Origin of the sequence: Sphingomonas tagetis, assembly GCF_024211275.1 — a bacterium.
Taxonomy (GTDB): Bacteria; Pseudomonadota; Alphaproteobacteria; order Sphingomonadales; family Sphingomonadaceae; genus Sphingomonas; species Sphingomonas tagetis.
Window position 1 is genome coordinate 45,682 of sequence record NZ_JAMLDX010000013.1, and the last position, 17,835, is coordinate 63,516.

Here is a 17,835-nt window from a genome sequence, read left to right on the forward strand (position 1 = left end):
TAGGGTTCCCGTAATGTCCGATTCATTGCTTGGCCTCGACGAACCCCCGCAGCCGCGCGACCCCAATGCTGGGGCCTATCGCGTGCTCGCGCGCAAATACCGGCCGCAGACCTTTGCCGAGCTGATCGGGCAGGATGCGATGGTCCAGACGCTGGGCAACGCGATCAAGCGCGACCGGCTGGCGCATGCCTTTCTGCTGACCGGTGTGCGCGGCGTGGGTAAGACCTCGACCGCGCGGCTGATCGCCAAGGCGCTCAACTGCATCGGCCCGGACGAGCAGGGCGGTCCGACGATCGACCCGTGCGGCGTGTGCGAACCGTGCCGCGCGATTGCCGAGGGGCGCCATATCGACGTGATCGAGATGGACGCCGCCAGCCATACCGGCGTCGACGACGTGCGCGAGATCATCGATGCGTCGCGCTATTCGGCGGTCAGCGCACGCTACAAGATCTACATCATCGACGAAGTCCACATGCTGTCCAAGAACGCGTTCAACGCGTTGCTCAAGACGCTCGAAGAGCCGCCCGGCCATGTGAAATTCCTCTTCGCGACGACCGAGGTGCAGAAGGTGCCGGTGACGGTGCTCTCGCGCTGCCAGCGTTTCGACCTGCGCCGCATTCCCGCCGAGAAGCTGGCTGCGCATTTCGCCGAGGTGACCGGAAAGGAAGGCGCCGAGGCTGAACCCGAGGCGCTGGCGATGATCGCGCGCGCCGCGGAGGGCTCGGCGCGTGACGGCCTCTCGATCCTCGATCAGGCGATCGCGCATGCCGGGATCGAGGGCGGCGCGGTCACCGCCGACGCGGTACGCGCGATGCTCGGCCTGTCCGATCGCAATGCGATCCGCGCGCTGTTCGGGCTCGTCATCGCCGGCGATGCGCCCGGCGCGCTGCAGGCGTTGCGCGATCAATATGATCTGGGCGTCGATCCGCAGGCGGTGCTCAAGTCGCTGCTCGAGACGGTGCACCGCGTGACGCTGTCGAAGCTCGGCAATGAGGCGATCCCGGGGCAGGCGACGGAGGAGACTCAGGCGCTCGCCGAATGGGCGGCGAAGCTCGGCTTCCCGGTGCTGCATCGCCTGTGGCAGCTGTTGCTCAAGGGCCATGACGAGGTCGCCCGCGCCGCGCTGCCGATCGAGGCGTGCGAGATGGCGCTGCTGCGTGTGATTCACGCCTCGACTCTGCCCGATCCCGGTGAGCTGGCGCGCAAGATCGCCGAGGGACTACCGGTCGGCGGTCCTGCCGCCTCGACGCCCTCGGCTCCCGCCGAACCGGCTGCGCCGCGCGACCTTGCCGAACTGCTCGACCGGCTCGAAGCGGCCCACGACCATCACATCGCGGCGCGCGCGCGCAACCTCGTCCGCATGATTTCGTTCAGCGAACCAGTGATCGAGGTGAGCAGCCGCGGTCTGCCCGCCGATCTGGTGCGTGATTTCGAGCAGGCCGTGCGCCGCACGCTCGGCAAGCGCTGGTCGGTCAAGGTCACCGACGCGCCCGGCGAAGCGACGCTGGCCGAGGTCATGGCGGCCGCGGCGCTGGCGGAGCGTGACGCGGTGCTGGCTTCGCCGGTCGTCGCCGCGGCGATCGAAGCATTTCCCGACGCCGAATTGATCGGCTGGAACAACGACGCACGGAGGACCGCGTGAAGAGTATCGAAGACATCATGGCGATGGCGCAGAACGTCCAGAACGAGCTGACCAAGGCGCAGGGCAATCTCGACAATATCGAAGTCGATGGCGTGTCGGGCGGCGGGCTGGTCAAGGTCAAGGCCAGCGCCAAGGGCCGCATCATCGGCGTCGATATCGACGAATCGCTGCTCGCGCCGAGCGAGAAGCAGATGCTCGAGGACCTGATCGCCGCCGCGCTCAACGACGCACGCGCCAAGGCCGACGCCGCGTCGAACGCGGAAATGACCAAGCTCACCAGCGGCTTGCCGCTCCCGCCGGGCTTCAAGCTGCCGTTCTGAACATTTCACAACGGGAACAATCTATTTGGCGTCCGCGTTTCGCCGCCAATGTTCCAGTTGGAGATGCGAAATGGCTGAAGAACGGATTGTCGAGCGCGACGACGGCGTGACCGCCGAGCGCGTGACCGAGCGTACCGGCGGCGGCACCACCACCGTGATCGAGCGCAGGGGCGGCGGCGGCGGACTGATCCTGGGCATCATCGCCCTGATCATCGTCGTGGTCGGCGCCTTCTACTTCCTGAGCGAAGGCAGCAGCGAAAGCCGCAAGGACGACGCCATCGCCGAAGCGGCGAAGAGCGTGGGTGACACCGCCGAAAAGGCCGGCGATGCGATCGACAAGGCGGTGCCGGCGGAGAAGAAGTAAGCTCTGATTCCCCTCCCGCTTGCGGGAGGGGAGGCTAACGAAGGCAGGCGTCCAGCCCGTCGCGCTGAACCACGCCGACGCGCGCGGCGATCGAATTGCCGTAACGGCGGGTGAAGCCCTTGGGGGCGGCGCCCGCCCTTTTCTTGGGCAGCGGCAGCACCGCCGCGATCCGCGCCGCCTCGGCCCGCGTCAGATTGCCCGCGCCATGCCGGAAATAACGCTGCGCTCCGGCCTCGACGCCATAGGTGCCGATGCCGGTCTCGGCGACGTTGAGATAGACTTCCATGATCCGCTTCTTGGGCCAGATCAGCTCGATCAGCACCGTGAAATACGCTTCGAGCGCCTTGCGGAAATAGCCGCCGCCCTGCCACAGGAAGACGTTTTTCGCGGTCTGCTGGCTGATCGTCGATCCGCCGCGCAGCACCTTGCCGCCCTTGGCATTGCGGTACATCGCCGCCGCGATCGAATCATAATCGAACCCGCCATGTGAGCAGAAGCTCGAATCCTCCGCCGCGATCGCCGCGCGCGGCATGTCGGCGTCGATCTTGTCCAGCGAGCGCCAGCTCTTGGTCACGCCATGCCCGCCGAGCAGGTCGCCCGCCATCGTCCAGGTGAAGGGCGGAGGGACGAAGCGGTAAGCCGTCACCATCACCAGCGACAGCGCGACGAACGCCAGAATCGCCTTGCCCGTCCACATGACGAGCCGGCGGCCCCAGCGCCGTGGCTGCACCCTCGCCAATGCCGCCCCCGCTTGGCCGTCAGGCGGGAAGCAGACGGCGGTCGCCCGCCAGACGCATCATCGCGCGCTGCAGCTTCTCGAACGCGCGCACCTCGATCTGGCGCACGCGCTCGCGGCTGACACCATAGACCTGCGACAGCTCTTCGAGCGTCTTGGGATCGTCGGTCAGCCGGCGCTCGGTCAGGATGTGCTTCTCGCGCTCGTTGAGCTCGTCCATCGCCTCGGTCAGCATGGTGTGGCGGACGTCCGCCTCCTGCGCGTCGGCAACGACCGTATCCTGCAACGGGGCATCGTCCTGCAGCCAATCCTGCCACTGGCCCTCGCCATCCTCGCGCATCGGCACGTTGAGCGACGTGTCGCCGCCCATCGCCATGCGGCGGTTCATCGACGTGACCTCGTCCTCGGTCACGCCCAGATCCTTGGCGATCTTGGCGAGATGCTCGGGGGAGAGGTCGCCATCCTCGAACGCGTCGAGCTTGGCCTTCATCCGGCGCAGGTTGAAGAACAGCTTCTTCTGCGCGGCGGTGGTGCCCATCTTCACCAGGCTCCACGAGCGCAGGATGAACTCCTGGATCGAGGCGCGAATCCACCACATCGCATAGGTGGCAAGGCGGAATCCGCGGTCGGGCTCGAACTTCTTCACACCCTGCATCAAGCCGATATTGCCCTCGGAGATCAGCTCGCTGACGGGGAGGCCATAGCCGCGATAACCCATCGCGATCTTCGCCACGAGGCGCAGATGCGAGGTTACCAGCTGGGCCGCGGCCTCCGGATCGCCATGCTCCTGAAAGCGCTTGGCGAGCATATATTCCTGCTCGGGCGCCAGGATCGGAAACTTCTTGATCTCGGCCAGATAGCGATTGAGGCTCTGCTCACCGCCAAGCGCGGGGATCGTCGCGGGGACGTTGCTTCCGCTTGCCATGATCTACTTACTCCCTTTTTCGTTGGGCTGTGCGTCCCTGTCAGGCGACGCGGCCGGGGGCGACTCTCTATACGACGAGCCTGTTGAACAGTTCCTGCATATCGGCAGGCATGCTGCTTTCGAAAGCCAAAGCGTGGCCATTTATGGGATGAATAAACCCCAGATGCGCCGCGTGTAAGGCCTGTCGTTGGAAACCCAGGGTTTCCAGGACCTCTCGGTGTTCTTTCTTCGTTCTACCATAAACCGGGTCGCCGATCAACGGATGGCCGATCGACGCCATATGCACGCGCACCTGATGCGTGCGCCCCGTCTCCAGCCGGCACTCGACCAGCGCGGCCTCGAACAGCGGCTTGACCAGTGTCCAGTGAGTCACCGCGCGCTTGCCGCCGGACACGATCGCCATCTTCTTGCGGTTCTGCGGCGATCGCGCAAGCGGTGCGTCGATCGTCCCGCCTGACGTTTTCGGTCGGCTCGACACGATCGCCTGATAGCGCCGGTCGATCGAATGCGCCTTGAACTGGCGGGCCAGGCCGACATGCGCGCGGTCGGTCTTGGCCGCGACCATCAGGCCGGACGTGTCCTTGTCGATGCGGTGGACGATCCCCGGCCGCGCGACCCCGCCGATGCCCGACAGGCTGCCCTGACAGTGGTGGAGCAGCGCGTTGACCAGCGTGCCGTCGAAATTGCCCGCGGCGGGATGGACGACCAGCCCCGCCTGCTTGTCGATCACGATCAGATGCTCGTCCTCGAACGCGATGTTCAGGGCGATATCCTGCGCCTCGTTATGCGCGGGTTCTGGCTCGGGCACGTTCAGCGTGAACAGCGCGCCGCCCGGCGCCTTCTTCTTGGGATCGCGCACCTGCCCGTCGGGGCCGGTGACGTTACCGGTCGAGATCAGCGCCTTGATGCGCTCGCGCGAGAGGGTGGGGAGCGCGTCGGCCAATGCGCGGTCGAGCCGCCATCCGTCAGCCGTGTTCGCGATCCGCGCTTCGAGTGTGGCAACCCCCCGGTCCATTCTGGTAGGCGAGATGGGGATGGCGATCACGATTTCAAGCTGTGTTATCGAACTAATCCAGCAGGCCGCTGCCGAGGCGCTGCCCGAGGAAGCGTGCGGGCTGTTGTTCGGGACGGGCGGGCACCTCGGGCGGGCGAGCGTGACCGCCAACGTCGCCGCCGATCCGCGCCGCCATTTCGAGATCGATGCGGCGGCGCTGTTCGCGGCGTTGCGCGCCGAGCGCGGCGGGGGCGAGCGCCTCGCCGGCTATTGGCATTCGCACCCGGGCGGCGACGCCGATCCCTCTGCGACCGACGCGGCAATGGCCGTGCCCGACGGCAAGCTCTGGCTGATCGTGGCGAACGAGACGCTCAAGCTCTGGCGTGCGGTCGAAAATGGCGCGCGGCATGGCCGGTTCGATCCCGTCGCGTTCGATGTTCGCTGACGGGAGCAACGTCCGTTGCACCCGAGCACGCGCCATGCTTCGATGCCATCGTGCATTCGAGGGGGGACAGCATGAGCAAAGGTGGGGCAGGGCGAGTTCGGGGCATCGTGGTGGCAGCAGCGGCCGTGGCGGGCCTCTTGGCGAGCGCGCCGGCAACCGCTCAGGACGTTCACAACGAGATCATTCAGCGGCTCGACCGGATCGAGAAGCTGCTTCGCGCGGGGCCGAGTGGCGGAGAATCGAGTGAAGGCGTGCGTTCCATCGCCGATTTTTATTGTTCGCCCAGTCGCGACTGCGGCGATCGGGCAAAGGTGTTTTGCGTCAAGGCCGGATTCAGCGCGGGGGTCGTTTCTCGAACGGAGCGGGCGGGCTATAGCGGCGACGTCAGGGCCCTGGAAGTCACCTGCGTGCGCTGACCGCGTCCTCGCGGAACGTTCCGCCCCCGCAACACGTTGACGAGTCTCTGATTACGGAGACTCGCCATGTTGTGGACCATCGCCGTCATCCTGCTGATCCTGTGGCTGCTGGGCTTTTCGCTCAACGTCGCGGGCGGGGTCATCCATCTGCTGCTCGTCGTCGCGCTGATCGTGATCGTCGTGCAGTTCCTGCGCGGCCGCCGCGGCGTCTGACCGTTCCGGCATTGCCAGCCCAGCGGTGCTGCGCCAAAAGGCCCGGCATCAACTGGAGCGCATCGCTTGAACATCTCGCCGACCGATTTTGCCAGCCTGCTCTGCTCGCGCCTGTGCCATGATTTGCTGAGCCCGGTGGGCGCGCTCAACAACGGGCTCGAGCTGCTCGCCGACGAGCATGACCCGGAAATGCGCCAGCGCTGCCTCGAACTGCTCGCCGACAGCGCCAAGGCGAGCGCCAACAAACTCAAATTCTTCCGCCTCGCCTTCGGCGCGGCCGGCGGCTTCGGCGACACCGTCGATACGCGCGAGGCGCAGGCGGCGATCGAGGGGCTGTTCGGCGACAATCACCGCGTCAGCATCGGCTGGATGGTCGAGGATCCGGTGCTGCCCAAACAGGCGATCAAGGTGCTGCTCAACCTCGCGCTGATCGGCGGCGACGCGCTGGTGCGCGGCGGCCAGCTCGACATCGGTGCCGAGGCGCATGACGGCGCTGTCGAGATCGTGGTGCGCGCCACCGGCCCACGCATCGTGCTCGACCAGGAATTGCGCGGCGCGCTGACTGGCGAGACGGGCGACGGCGCCGTGACCCCGCGCGCCGCCGCCGCCTATCTGGTGCAGCAGCTGGTGGCGCAGGGCGAGGGCGAGCTGCAGGTCTCGCCCCCTGACGCCGAAGTGCTGCTGTTCGGAGCGGCGTTCCGGGCCTGATGGGCGCTGAGACGGTCGCAATCACCGCACGGGCGCGCAAGCGGCGCAAGATCGTCGATCATTTCTGCGCGCAGCACGCGGTCACCCCCTATGACACGATCCTCTACCAACCGCCGCTGCCGCTGAAGGCGGCGTTCGAGGCGATGCTGTCCGAGCGGCTGATCCGCAAGGAGGGCCATGCCTTTTACTGGCTCGACCTCAACGCGCTCGACGCCGCGGTCGAACGCCGCCGCCGCAAGCTGGTGCCCGTGGCGATCGTCGTGGCTCTCGTGCTCGCGATCGTGGCGATGACCTTCTACACCGACGCCACACCGCCGATCCCGGGCGAAGCGTTCAGCCGACGCTGAACGTCAGCCCCGCATTCGCCTTCAGTCGCTCGATCAGCGGCGCCGCCATCAGCGCCCCAGGCGTCCACACGCCCCCTCCACCATCGACGTCGCGGATCAGGCACAGTGCCGCCTCGGCGATCATCTTGCTGGTCGAGCCATAGCCGGGATCGCGGTCGCCGGTGACGGTGGCGGTCAGCCGGTCGCCCGAAGGCATTTCGGCGATGAAGTCGATCTCATAGAATCCCGCCTCGCGCTCGGCCTTCGAAGGCCCTTCGCCGGGTGCCGGTCCCTTGTCCGAATTCATCGGGTTGAGCTTCGAGATCGCCTCCGCCGCCGCCTTGCCGATATCCCCCAGTCCCGGCGCGACCATCATCTCGTCATAGCGGAAGTCCCGGCCATAGGGGTGGTGGGCAAGGAAGTTGGTGCGGTGGATATTCTTGGTGTTGATCACCGCCATCATGAACGGCGCGACCCAGCCGCCGACCGCCTCGTCATATTCGGGCATCATGCCCTTGGGCTGGTCCGGCCCCTCGAAGCCGGGTGTCAGCGCGAACGGATCGAGCAAGGTCTTGAACACCGCCGGGTTCTTCGCCGCCGCCGCTGCGGTCGCCTTGCCGCTGGCGAAGGTGCCGCCGGAAAACGTGCCCTGCATCTTGCGCACCCGGCCCTTAACCCGCGGCGCCGGTTCGCCGAACTTCGCCGTCGCCGCGTGCTGCACGGTCCACACGCCAAGGTCGAACGGGATCGAATCGAACCCGCATGAAAACACGATCCGCGCGCCGCTCGCCTTGGCGGCGGCGTCGTGCTGCGCGATCATGTCGTGCATCCAGTTGGGCTCGCCGCACAGGTCGACATAGCCGGTGCCGGTCTCGACACAGGCGGCGACGAGGTCGCTGCCGTAAAGCTGGTACGGCCCGACGGTCGAGATGATCACCCGCGCCCGGGCGGCGAGCGCGCGCAGGCTGGCAGGGTCGTCGGCATTGGCCGTCAGCAGCGGGGTGTCGGCGGGCGCGCCGATCTCGTCGCGCACCTGCTCCAGCTTGGACAGCGAGCGCGCCGCCATCGCCCATTTGACGCTGCCATCGGCGTAGCGCTGGCCGAGATATTCGGCGACGAGGCGTCCGGTGAAGCCGGTCGCGCCATAGACGATCAGGTCGAGCTCGCGTGCCATGTTATCCGCTCCTGTGTCCGTACCGCGCTTTCAAAGCGGGTTATAAGCCACAGGGGGAGCAGACGCGACCGCCTATTGCAAGCCTAGCGCTTCGTCCGCGCCAGCGCGTGCGCTTCGGCCTTCGACAACAGCACGTCGAGGTCCTCGCGGCTGATGTCGAAACTGTCGGGCAGTTCCGCCAGCGCGGCGTCGATATCCTCGAGATGAAAGCCCGGCGGCGGCGCGGCGGGGGCGGGTTCGTGCGGGTAGGTGTGACCCGACATGCGGTGGAAGAACATGCCGAGCGAGACGATCGCGATCGAGTTCAATGCGACCGGCGCAAAGGCGAAGGCATAGCCCGCGGCGTGGATCGCCTCGCTGCCGATCACCGCGGTCAGCGCCGCCGCGCCGCCCGGCGGGTGGAGGCAGCGGCACAGCGACATCAGTGCGATCGCGCCGCCGACCGCAACCCCGGCGGCGATCATCGGGTCGGGGATCGCCTTGAACGCGGCGATTCCGGCGAGCGCGGACAGCGTGTTGCCGCCGACCACCGGCCATGGCTGGGCGAGCGGGGAGGCGGGGACCGCGAAGATCAGCACCGCCGACGCCCCGATCGGCGCGACGATCAGCGGCAAATCGGCAACCGGCAAAGGAATCTCGGTACAGATGACCATGGTGAGCGCCAGGCACACCGCCGCCCCGATGCACGCGACCAGCCGGTCGATCGGCCGCGCACCGGCAAGGATGGGTTTGAAGATGCGGAAGGGCATGGCGGGGGCTTTAGGCGCGTGGAGCAAGTTGCCGGGAACAGGGGATTCTTTCGGGCGATGAAGCTGAGTCATCGGACCGCCCTTGAAAGGCTGCGAACAGCCCCCGACAATCACGGCATGACAGTGGCGAAACTGAACGGCTCCGGCGCGTCCGATCTGGCGCAATATCGAGTCCAGCGGCATTTCGCCGATCACCACGCGCTCGCGCCCGGCGATGCGATCGAATATGCCCCGGCCAGCCCGGCCGAGCGCAAGGCGTTCGACAAGCTCCGCGACACGGGGGTGATCCGCGAAACGCATCCCGCGCATTACTGGTTCGACCTCGACCGCATGGGCCGCGAAAAGCCGAAGCGCGATCCCAAAACCTATGTCGCTGCCGCCCTCGTCCTCGTCGTGCTCGCGCTCGCCTATATGCTGGTGACGAGCTAGGCGGTCTCGCTGAACTGCAGGCTGGCGAGCCGCGCGTAAAGGCCGCCCTTGCTAACCAGCTCGCCATGCGTTCCGGTCTCGACGATCCGCCCCTCGTCCATCACGATGATCCGCTTCGCCGCGCGCACGGTGGCGAGGCGGTGGGCGATGACCAGGGTCGTGCGCCCCTCCATCAGATGTTCGAGCGCGTCCTGCACCAGCCGCTCGCTCTCGGCGTCGAGCGCGCTGGTCGCCTCGTCGAGCAGCAGAATCGGCGCATCGCGCAGCAAGGCGCGTGCGATGGCGAGCCGCTGGCGCTGTCCGCCGGACAGCCGCGCGCCGTCCTCGCCGAGGAAGGTATCGAGCCCCTGCGGCAGTTCGCGCAGGAATTCGGCGGCATTGGCGGCGTCGGCCGCCTGCCAGATCTGCTCCTCGCTCGCGTCCCAGCGCCCATAGCGCAGATTGTCGCGCGCGCTGGCGGCAAAGATCACCGTCTCCTGCGGCACCATCGCCATCCGCGCACGGATCGCGGCGGGGTCGGCCCGACGCACCGGCACGCCATCGACGCGAATCTCGCCCGCCTCGGGGTCGTAGAAGCGCTGGACGAGCTGGAACAAGGTCGACTTGCCCGCGCCTGACGGGCCTACGACGGCCACCGTCTCGCCCGGCGCCACCGACAGCGTGAAGTCGTTGAGCGCCGACACTTCGGGCCGCGTGGGATAATGGAAGGTCACCCCATCGAACTCGATCCGCCCGTGCGGCGGCACCGGCAACGGCACGGGATCGGCCGGCGCGGCGATGTCTGGCTCCTGCGCGAGCAGTTCCGCCAGCCGGCTCGCCGCGCCCGAAGCGCGCAGCAGGTCGCCATAGACCTCGACCAGCGCGCCGAACGCGCCGGTGACGAGGCCCGCCGTCAGCACGAACGCCGTGATCGAGCCCCCGGAAATCCGCCCCGCCGCCACGCCGTACACCGCGTCCCACATGATCAGCGTGATCGCGGTGAACAGCACGAGAATGACCAACGCCGTCATCAGCGCGCGCGTGCTGAAGCGCTTGCGTGCCGACGCGAAGCCGCGGTCGACCGCCGCCTGAAAGCGCTCGCCCTCGCGCGTTTCCTGGCCGAACGCCTGCACGATGCGCATCGCGCCGAGCGTTTCCGCCGCAATCGCGCCGATGTCCGCGACGCGATCCTGGCTGGTGCGCGAGAAGCGCCGCACCCGCCCGCCGAGCCACATGATCGGCAGCACGATGATCGGCAGGCCGATGATCAGATAGGCCGCGATCTTGGGCGCCAGTACGAACAGATAGGCGGTGCCGCCGATGGCCAGCAGCAGATTGCGCAGCGCGACCGACACCGTGCTGCCGACGATCTGTTCGACCACCGCGGTGTCGGCGGTCAGCCGGCTGGCGATCTCCGACGGGCGGTTCTCCTCGAACCAGCGCGGCGGCAGGCGCAGCAGGTTGCGGTGCACCGCGGCGCGCATGTCGGCCACCGTCCGCTCGCCCAGCCAGGACACGAAATAGAAGCGCATCGCCGTCGCCAGCGCGAGCACCACCACGACGCCCAGCAGCCCGTGGAAATAGGGCGCGATATGCGACGGATCGGCGCCGGCCGCGAAGCCCTTGTCCACCACTTCCTTGAAGGTCCGCGGAATCCACAATGTCGCGCCCGCCGCGAATGTCAGCGCGACGATCGCCATGCCGATCTGCAGCGGATAGCGGCTGGCATAGCGCCAGACGACGCGCAGGCTGGACAGCTTTCGCGCCGGGGGAGCGACAGCGGGCTTCTTGATCGGCTCGGCCATGCGCGCCGCGTAGCGCGTGCCGTGCGCCAAGGGAACCGCATTCCTACCTCGAACATTGGGTATGGATGGACGTTGCACCGCAGCATTCGCCCGCTATAACCCTGCCACCGCTGTCATCCGGCGGTGTGGGGCGGAGACGTTGATCAACCATGTTGTATAACGCGTATGAAATGCAGAAATCGATGCTGGCGGGCGCAAGCGCGCTGGCCAATTTCAGCGCGGGACTGCTCAACAACCCCGCGAATCCGTTCGCTTATTTCGGCGGTGGACCGATCCTCGCCTCGGCGCTCGAAGTGTTCGCGCATGCCGCCGCACCGCGCGGCAAGCCCGACTTCGGGCTCGATTTCACCACGATCGGCGACAAGCGAATCGAGGTTCAGGAAGAGATTGTGCTGCGCAAGCCGTTCGGCCAGCTCAAGCGCTTCGTGCGGGAGGGCGTCGAGGGCGGGCCCAAGCTGCTGATCGTCGCGCCGATGAGCGGCCATTATGCCACGCTGCTGCGCGGCACGGTGGCGCGGATGCTACCGGTGGCGGACGTGTACATCACCGACTGGCGCGACGCGAAGCTGGTGCCGCTCAGCGACGGACGCTTCGACCTCGACGATTATATGGACTATGTGATCGAATTCCTCGCCGCGATCGGGGCCGAGGGTGATGCCCGGCCGCATGTGCTGGCAGTGTGCCAGCCCTCGGTACCGGTCTACGCCGCCGTCGCGCTGATGAACGCCGACAAGCATCCCAACCGGCCCAAGACGCTGACGATGATGGGCGGCCCGATCGACACGCGTGAGGCGCCGACCGCGGTCAACACGCTGGCGACCGAGCGACCGCACAGCTGGTTCGAGCAGAATGTGATCGCGACAGTGCCGGCGACCTATGGCGGCGCGGGGCGGCGGGTGTATCCGGGCTTCCTGCAGCTCGCCGGGTTCATGACGATGAACCTCGGCAGCCATCTGATTTCGCACTGGGAGATGTTCAAACATCTGGTGAAGGGCGACGGCGAGAGCGCGGATTCGACGATGCGCTTCTACGACGAATATCGCGCGGTGTGCGACATGACCGCCGAATTCTACCTCCAGACGATCGACGTCGTGTTCCAGGATCATTCGCTGCCCAAGGGCACGATGCAGCACCGCGGACGCCCGGTCGATCCCGCCGCGATCACCGACACCGCGATCCTCGCAGTCGAGGGCGAGAAGGACGATATCTCGGGCCTCGGCCAGACCAAGGCGGCGCTGACAATCTCGACCAGCCTGCCCGCCAGGATGAAGAAATATCACATGGCGCCCGATGTCGGCCATTACGGCATCTTCAACGGCAGCAAGTGGCGCAACCGGATCGCGCCCGTGCTGGAAGCTTGGATCGAAAAGCACGATTGAGCGGGTGGCTCAGTCGTAGCTCAGCATCACCAGTTCATAGGCGAGCAGCGCGATCAGCGCCCAGGTGGCGAGGATGATCGCGATCCCCCATTTGCTCACCGGGCGTTCCGAAGCGGCAGCCGCCGTCGCGCGGTGCTCGGCGAGCAATTCGACCGGGATCATCCGCGCGAACAGCCACACACCCGCCGGGATCAGTATCGCATCGTCGAGCAGACCGAGCACCGGAATGAAATCCGGGATCAAGTCGATCGGCGAGAGCGCATAGGCGGCCACGAGCAGCCCGACCAGCTTCGCCAGCACCGGCGTGCGCGGATCACGCACGGCGAGCCAGACGGCATGCGTCTCGATGCGGATGCGCTGCACGAAGGATTTGCTGGGCATGGGGGCTGGATGGAAGCAGGGCGGCAAAGCGTCAAGCGATGCGTCCGATATGGACGCACAACCTCCCCGAAGTCGAGATTTCGTTCAATGTGAACGCGGCGGCAATTCTGCCGCCGAACAGGAGAAGGCAATGGACTTCGCAGGTCTGTGCCTCTTCCTTGGCGTGTTGTTCGCCTTCGGCACCTTGCTTCTCAAGGTGATCGAGGTGGCTCGCGGCAAGTAGAGTGCATGGAAGGGGCCGGCCTGCCAGCCGGTCCCCAAACGCGAAGAACCCCGGCCGCTGCCACGACCGGGGTTCAGAAGAAGTATGAACTTCGCAACGCCGATATAGATAGATCAACAGCGCTGAAGATTCAACTTACAGCACCTCGAACAGCCCGGCCGCGCCCATGCCGCCGCCGACGCACATCGTCACCACGACATATTTCGCCCCGCGGCGTTTGCCCTCGATCAGCGCATGGCCGGTGCAGCGCGCGCCGGTCATGCCATAGGGGTGGCCGATCGAGATTGAGCCGCCATTGACGTTGAGCAGCTCATTGGGAATGCCCAGCTTGTCGCGGCAATACAGCACCTGCACCGCGAACGCCTCGTTGAGCTCCCACAGGCCGATGTCGTCCATCTTGAGGTTGAAGCGCTCGAGCAGCGCGGGGATCGCGAACACCGGGCCAATGCCCATCTCATCCGGCTTGGTGCCCGCCACCGCCATGCCGACATAGCGCCCGAGCGGCTGCAGCCCGCGCTTCTCCGCGAGTTTCTCCTCCATCAGCACCGACGCGGACGAGCCATCCGAAAGCTGCGACGCATTGCCCGCGGTGATCGTGCCGTTCGGCACCACCGGCTGGAGCGACTTCAGGCCCTCCAGCGTGGTGTCGGCGCGGTTGCCCTCGTCCCTGGTCAGCGTCACTTCCTTGGTCGTGACTTCCTTGGTCTCCTTGTTGACCACGTTCATCGTCGCGGTGACCGGGACGATCTCGTCGTCGAACTTGCCTGCGGCCTGCGCGGCGGCGGTGCGCTGCTGCGACTGGAGGCCGTACTCGTCCTGCGCGTCGCGGCCGATGCCATAGCGCGCGGACACCACCTCGGCGGTCTGCAGCATCGGCATATAGACGTCATTGTGCATCGCCAGCAGCTCGGGATCCGCCGCGACGCGCATCTGCGGGGTCTGGACCAGGCTGATGCTCTCGACGCCGCCGCCGATGGTGATGTCCATATTGTCGACGATGATCTGCTTGGCGGCGGTGGCGATCGCCATCAGGCCGCTGGCGCACTGGCGGTCGAGCGACATGCCCGAGACGCTGACCGGCAAGCCCGCGCGCAGCGCGGCCTGGCGTGCGATATTTCCGGCAGTGCTGCCCTGCTGGAGCGCCGCGCCGAACACGACGTCATGGACTTCGGCGCCGTCGATCCCGGCACGCTGCACCGCTGCCTCGATCGATTTCGACGCGAGCGTGGGAGCGGGCAGGTTGTTGAACGCCCCGCGATAGGCGCGGCCGATCGGGGTGCGGGCGGTCGAGACGATGACGGCAGAGCGCATTGGGACGGTCCTTCTGTACGGGTTAGACGAAAATCTGGCTGATCCATTCGGCGATCAGGGCGGGCTTGGCCTCGCCTTCGATCTCGACGGTGAATTCGACGGTCTGCTGCCACTGGCCGGAACGCTTCTCGGCCAGTTCGAGCGTCTTGAAGCGGCCGCGCACGCGCTTGCCCGAGCGGACCGGGGTGATGAAGCGGACTTTGTTGCCGCCATAGTTCACGCCCATCTTCGCGCCTTCGATCGACGGAATATCGATCTTCGACCGCAGCAGCGGCATCAGCGAGAGCATCAGGAACCCATGGGCGATGGTGCCGCCAAACGGCGTCGCGGCGGCGGCAACCGGATCGACATGGATGAACTGGTGATCGCCGGTTGCTTCGGCGAACTTGTCGATCATGTCCTGCGTGACCTCGACCCAGTCCGACACCTGCTCGACCGGGTCCTGGGCGGCCAATTCCGCGATCGTGATCGTGCCGGTCATTGCCGTCCCTCGCCTTGTTGCGGCGCATCTAGGCGAAACCGTCGCGAGTCGGCAAGACTTTACCTACTGCAAACGGGAATGGATCGATCGTTACAAGGAAAACTAGGCGAAGATCGCCAAACCAGACATTCGAAAATTATACTCTACGCGGGCTTCAGGCCAGTCTCCGCCTTGCCGCTGCCGTCCATCGCCATCGGCACGCTGGTATGGATGTGGACGATCTTCCACGCCCCGGCGATGCGGCGCAGCGCGACCGTGCAGCGGAACCACAGGTCGGTCTCGCCTTCGCCTTTCTTGGTGCCGGTCATGTGCTGGAGCGTGAACAATATGCCGAGATCGCCGTCGACCAGGATCGCGGGCTCCTGCGACGTCACTCGAACCGGCCCGTCCCAGCTGTCGAGCCATGTTTTCAGCCCCTCGCGGTCGAGCACAGCGGCGCCGCGCGTCTCCAGTGGCGGGGCGAGGTCATAAGCGACGGGGTTGGGGATATAGTCCGCGAACACCGCATCGACGTCGCGGTCGAGCACCGCTTGCTCGTAGCGGGTGAGGATCGCGGCGATCTGCTCATGGTCGTCCATCGGGCACCTCCTGCGGTTCGGGCGGGTAGGGATAGATCAGCTTGCCGTCGGGCGCGGCGGTGAACGCGGTCTGGGCGGGGTAGGGGATGGTGATGCCTTCCGCCGCGAATTTGCGCAGGATGCCGATGATGATCTTGTCGCGCGCCGCGTTGCTCGCCGGGACATCGTCGCCGGGCACGTCGAACTCCAGCACCAGATCGACCGAGCTGGCGCCGAACGCTTCATAGCTGGCGCGCGAGGCGTGTGCGCCCGCCGCCTCCACGATCGCCTCCAGCATCGCCGGAATCGCTTCGAGCACGTCGGGTGGCGTCTCATAGGCGATGCCGATCATCAGCCGGTTGCGCACATGATGCCGCGCCGAGACGTTCTGGATTTCCTTGTCGAGCAATTGCTTGTTCGAGATCACCCGCTCCTCGCCGGTGAAGGCGCGGATGCGGGTGGACTTGAGGCCGATCGCTTCGACCGTGCCCTTGGTCTGGTCGTAATGGATGCGGTCGCCGCGCCGGAACGGGCGGTCGAAGATGATCGCGAGCGCCGCGAACAGGTCGGCGAAGATGCCCTGCGCCGCAAGGCCGATCGCGATGCCGCCGACGCCGAGCCCCGCGACGAGACCGGTGACATTGACCCCGAGATTGTCGAGCACCACTACCAATGCGATCGCGAACAGCGCGAAGGTGACGAGCAGCCGGATCAGCCCGAGCGCGGAGAGCAGCGCCTCGCCATGATAATTCTCGCTCTCGGTGCGCTTCTCGATCGCGCCGAGGATCAGCTCGCGCGCCCAGATCGCCGCCTGGAACACCGCGGCGAGGGTGAACAGGAAGTCGATCGTCTTGGCGACCATCTCCGGCGGGTTGGCATAGCCCGCGACCAGCTTGGCGGCGAGCATGATGATGAAGAAATGCCCGGTGCGCGCGATCGTGCGGCCAAGGATCGTGCCCCAGCCGGCCGGTCCGACCGATTTCTCGCACAGCCGCATTCCCCAGCGGCGCAGCACGTGCAAGATCGCGACGATCGCGGTGGCGATGCCGACCGCGACCAGGATCTGCAGCCAGTGGCTTCCGAGCCAGGCGACGCTGTCGTTCCACAACGTCTGCAGCTGAATCTGAAAGCTTTCGGTCGTGACTTTGGCAGTCTTCTCGACCGCGGCGGCGGTATTATTCGCAGTCATGAGGTCCCTTCAGGCGGCCTTGGCCGAGATCGCGGTGCCGTCGAGAAAGGCGATCAGCCCCCGTTCGGCGCGCGTCAGGTAACGTGTGGCGCGCGGCAGGCAAAGCGCCTCGCGAAAGCTCGCCTGCGTCTCACGGTCCTTGGTCAGCTCGATCAGCGCGGGATGGACATAGGATTTGCGTGCGATCGCGGGCGTGTTGCCCAGCGCCTCGGTCACCGGCTCGAGCAGCGACTTGAGTCCGACATAGCCGTCCGCCCTGGCCAGCGCCTCGAACGCGATCGCGCTCGCGCCCCAGGTGCGGAAATGCTTGGCCGTGAACTCGTCGCCCATCGCGTCGCGGATATAGTCGTTGACGTCGGTCGAGGTCACCGGATGCGCTTCGCCGGCTTCGTCCAGCCACCGAAACAGATGCTGCCCCGGCAAATCCTGGCATTTCTTCACGAATGTGGAGAGGCTGCGGTCGGTGATCGTCAGCACGCGCAGCTTGCCCGACTTGGCGAGATACTGGAGCTTGAGCGTGCTGCCGGAAAGCTTGGCGTGGCGCTTGCGCAGCGTCGTCGCGCCGAAGCTCTTGTTCGCCGCGGCATATTGCTCGTTGCCCACGCGCACATGCCCCAGATCGAGCAGCCGCACCACCGCCGCCACCGCGCGTTCCTTGCTCAGCGACCGCTTGCGCAGATCCGCCTCGATCCGCGCGCGCAGCTTTGGCAGCTTGTGCCCGAACGCGCTGCACCGGTCGTACTTCGCCGCCTCCTGCGCCGCGCGGAACTCGGGGTGGTAGCGATATTGCTTGCGCCCCCGGTCATCGATCCCGGTCGCCAGCAAATGCCCGTTGGCATGCGGGCAATACCACGCTTCGACATAGGCTGGCGGCAGCCCCACCGCGTTCAGCCGATCGATCTCCTCGCGGTCGGTGATGCGCTTCCCGTCGGCGTCCCAATAGCCCCAGCCATGGCGGACCTTGCGCCGCGTGATCCCCGGTTTGCTGTCGTCGCAATATCGCAGTCGCATGGCGCAGGAATGCGCGGGGCCGCCGCGCGGTTCCGATGCCTTAACGCCGCGGTGACACCTGCACGCGCATAACCCGCG

The 17,835-nt window shown here is 66.5% G+C and carries 22 protein-coding genes; 10 read left to right on the plus strand and 12 right to left on the minus strand.

The window, feature by feature from the left end; all coding sequences use genetic code 11:
• Positions 1-13: 13 nt before the first annotated feature.
• The 3 genes from M9978_RS15735 (at position 14) to M9978_RS15745 (ending at position 2,326) form a co-directional block, all read left to right on the plus strand.
• Positions 14-1,642, plus strand: coding sequence for a DNA polymerase III subunit gamma/tau (locus M9978_RS15735; protein WP_254294817.1), 1,629 nt, complete (start codon positions 14-16; stop codon positions 1,640-1,642).
• Positions 1,639-1,962: a YbaB/EbfC family nucleoid-associated protein gene (locus M9978_RS15740; protein WP_254294819.1), complete on the plus strand. Its 324-nt coding sequence runs from the start codon at positions 1,639-1,641 to the stop codon at positions 1,960-1,962. The genes M9978_RS15735 and M9978_RS15740 overlap by 4 nt, the downstream gene beginning before the upstream one ends.
• A 70-nt stretch (positions 1,963-2,032) precedes the next feature.
• Positions 2,033-2,326 (plus strand): hypothetical protein, encoded by a 294-nt coding sequence (locus M9978_RS15745; RefSeq protein ID WP_254294821.1) that lies wholly within the window; start codon positions 2,033-2,035, stop codon positions 2,324-2,326.
• 34 nt (positions 2,327-2,360) lie between these two features.
• Here the strand turns inward: M9978_RS15745 and mtgA are convergent, their stop codons facing one another.
• From mtgA to M9978_RS15760, 3 genes are all read right to left on the minus strand, one after another.
• Positions 2,361-3,023 carry a monofunctional biosynthetic peptidoglycan transglycosylase gene (mtgA, locus tag M9978_RS15750; protein ID WP_254294974.1) on the minus strand — a complete coding sequence of 221 codons (663 nt, stop codon included), beginning with the start codon at positions 3,021-3,023 and terminating at the stop codon, positions 2,361-2,363.
• 61 nt (positions 3,024-3,084) lie between these two features.
• A complete protein-coding gene (gene rpoH / locus M9978_RS15755; protein WP_254294824.1) occupies positions 3,085-3,987 on the minus strand; it encodes an RNA polymerase sigma factor RpoH in 903 nt (300 codons plus the stop codon).
• A gap of 67 nt (positions 3,988-4,054) precedes the next feature.
• Complete coding sequence (locus M9978_RS15760) at positions 4,055-5,002, minus strand: RluA family pseudouridine synthase (protein WP_254294826.1); 948 nt, start codon at positions 5,000-5,002, stop codon at positions 4,055-4,057.
• Between the two features lie 19 nt (positions 5,003-5,021).
• Here M9978_RS15760 and M9978_RS15765 point away from each other — a divergent pair, with 19 nt between their 5' ends.
• The 5 genes from M9978_RS15765 (at position 5,022) to M9978_RS15785 (ending at position 7,110) form a co-directional block, all read left to right on the plus strand.
• Positions 5,022-5,426: a M67 family metallopeptidase gene (locus M9978_RS15765; protein ID WP_254294828.1), complete on the plus strand. Its 405-nt coding sequence runs from the start codon at positions 5,022-5,024 to the stop codon at positions 5,424-5,426.
• Positions 5,427-5,497: 71 nt separating this feature from the next.
• Entirely contained in the window at positions 5,498-5,842 is a 345-nt protein-coding gene (locus tag M9978_RS15770; RefSeq protein WP_254294830.1) for a hypothetical protein, read from the plus strand.
• A 66-nt stretch (positions 5,843-5,908) separates the two neighbouring features.
• Positions 5,909-6,055 (plus strand): lmo0937 family membrane protein, encoded by a 147-nt coding sequence (locus tag M9978_RS15775; RefSeq protein ID WP_254294832.1) that lies wholly within the window; start codon positions 5,909-5,911, stop codon positions 6,053-6,055.
• 66 nt (positions 6,056-6,121) lie between these two features.
• A complete protein-coding gene (locus M9978_RS15780; RefSeq protein WP_254294833.1) occupies positions 6,122-6,763 on the plus strand; it encodes a histidine phosphotransferase family protein in 642 nt (213 codons plus the stop codon).
• Entirely contained in the window at positions 6,763-7,110 is a 348-nt protein-coding gene (locus M9978_RS15785; RefSeq protein ID WP_254294835.1) for a hypothetical protein, read from the plus strand. Before M9978_RS15780 ends, M9978_RS15785 begins: the two co-directional genes overlap by 1 nt.
• Here M9978_RS15785 and M9978_RS15790 read toward each other — a convergent pair.
• Both M9978_RS15790 and M9978_RS15795 read right to left on the minus strand, forming a co-directional pair.
• Positions 7,097-8,263 carry a saccharopine dehydrogenase family protein gene (locus M9978_RS15790; RefSeq protein WP_254294837.1) on the minus strand — a complete coding sequence of 389 codons (1,167 nt, stop codon included), beginning with the start codon at positions 8,261-8,263 and terminating at the stop codon, positions 7,097-7,099. The two genes, M9978_RS15785 and M9978_RS15790, sit on opposite strands and share 14 nt — an antisense overlap.
• Before the next feature lie 83 nt (positions 8,264-8,346).
• A complete protein-coding gene (locus tag M9978_RS15795; protein ID WP_254294839.1) occupies positions 8,347-9,012 on the minus strand; it encodes an HPP family protein in 666 nt (221 codons plus the stop codon).
• Between the two features lie 117 nt (positions 9,013-9,129).
• On the opposite strand from M9978_RS15795, the gene M9978_RS15800 reads away from it, so the two are divergent.
• Positions 9,130-9,441, plus strand: coding sequence for a hypothetical protein (locus M9978_RS15800; RefSeq protein WP_254294841.1), 312 nt, complete (start codon positions 9,130-9,132; stop codon positions 9,439-9,441).
• On the opposite strand, the gene M9978_RS15805 is transcribed toward M9978_RS15800, so the two are convergent.
• Positions 9,438-11,225 carry an ABC transporter transmembrane domain-containing protein gene (locus M9978_RS15805; RefSeq protein WP_254294975.1) on the minus strand — a complete coding sequence of 596 codons (1,788 nt, stop codon included), beginning with the start codon at positions 11,223-11,225 and terminating at the stop codon, positions 9,438-9,440. The two genes, M9978_RS15800 and M9978_RS15805, sit on opposite strands and share 4 nt — an antisense overlap.
• Before the next feature lie 149 nt (positions 11,226-11,374).
• Between M9978_RS15805 and M9978_RS15810 the strand changes: the two genes are divergently transcribed.
• Entirely contained in the window at positions 11,375-12,604 is a 1,230-nt protein-coding gene (locus tag M9978_RS15810; protein WP_254294843.1) for a polyhydroxyalkanoate depolymerase, read from the plus strand.
• Positions 12,605-12,613: 9 nt separating this feature from the next.
• Here the strand turns inward: M9978_RS15810 and M9978_RS15815 are convergent, their stop codons facing one another.
• From M9978_RS15815 to M9978_RS15840, 6 genes are all read right to left on the minus strand, one after another.
• Positions 12,614-12,985: a YkvA family protein gene (locus M9978_RS15815; RefSeq protein WP_254294845.1), complete on the minus strand. Its 372-nt coding sequence runs from the start codon at positions 12,983-12,985 to the stop codon at positions 12,614-12,616.
• A 358-nt stretch (positions 12,986-13,343) separates the two neighbouring features.
• Positions 13,344-14,519 carry an acetyl-CoA C-acyltransferase gene (locus M9978_RS15820; RefSeq protein ID WP_254294848.1) on the minus strand — a complete coding sequence of 392 codons (1,176 nt, stop codon included), beginning with the start codon at positions 14,517-14,519 and terminating at the stop codon, positions 13,344-13,346.
• Positions 14,520-14,541: 22 nt separating this feature from the next.
• A complete protein-coding gene (locus M9978_RS15825; protein ID WP_254294850.1) occupies positions 14,542-15,000 on the minus strand; it encodes a MaoC family dehydratase in 459 nt (152 codons plus the stop codon).
• A 143-nt stretch (positions 15,001-15,143) separates the two neighbouring features.
• Positions 15,144-15,578 (minus strand): nuclear transport factor 2 family protein, encoded by a 435-nt coding sequence (locus M9978_RS15830; RefSeq protein WP_254294852.1) that lies wholly within the window; start codon positions 15,576-15,578, stop codon positions 15,144-15,146.
• Positions 15,565-16,746: a mechanosensitive ion channel family protein gene (locus M9978_RS15835; protein ID WP_254294855.1), complete on the minus strand. Its 1,182-nt coding sequence runs from the start codon at positions 16,744-16,746 to the stop codon at positions 15,565-15,567. Before M9978_RS15835 ends, M9978_RS15830 begins: the two co-directional genes overlap by 14 nt.
• 9 nt (positions 16,747-16,755) lie before the next feature.
• Positions 16,756-17,757, minus strand: a complete 1,002-nt coding sequence (locus tag M9978_RS15840; RefSeq protein ID WP_254294857.1) for a DNA topoisomerase IB — start codon at positions 17,755-17,757, stop codon at positions 16,756-16,758.
• Between the last annotated feature and the right edge of the window lie 78 nt (positions 17,758-17,835).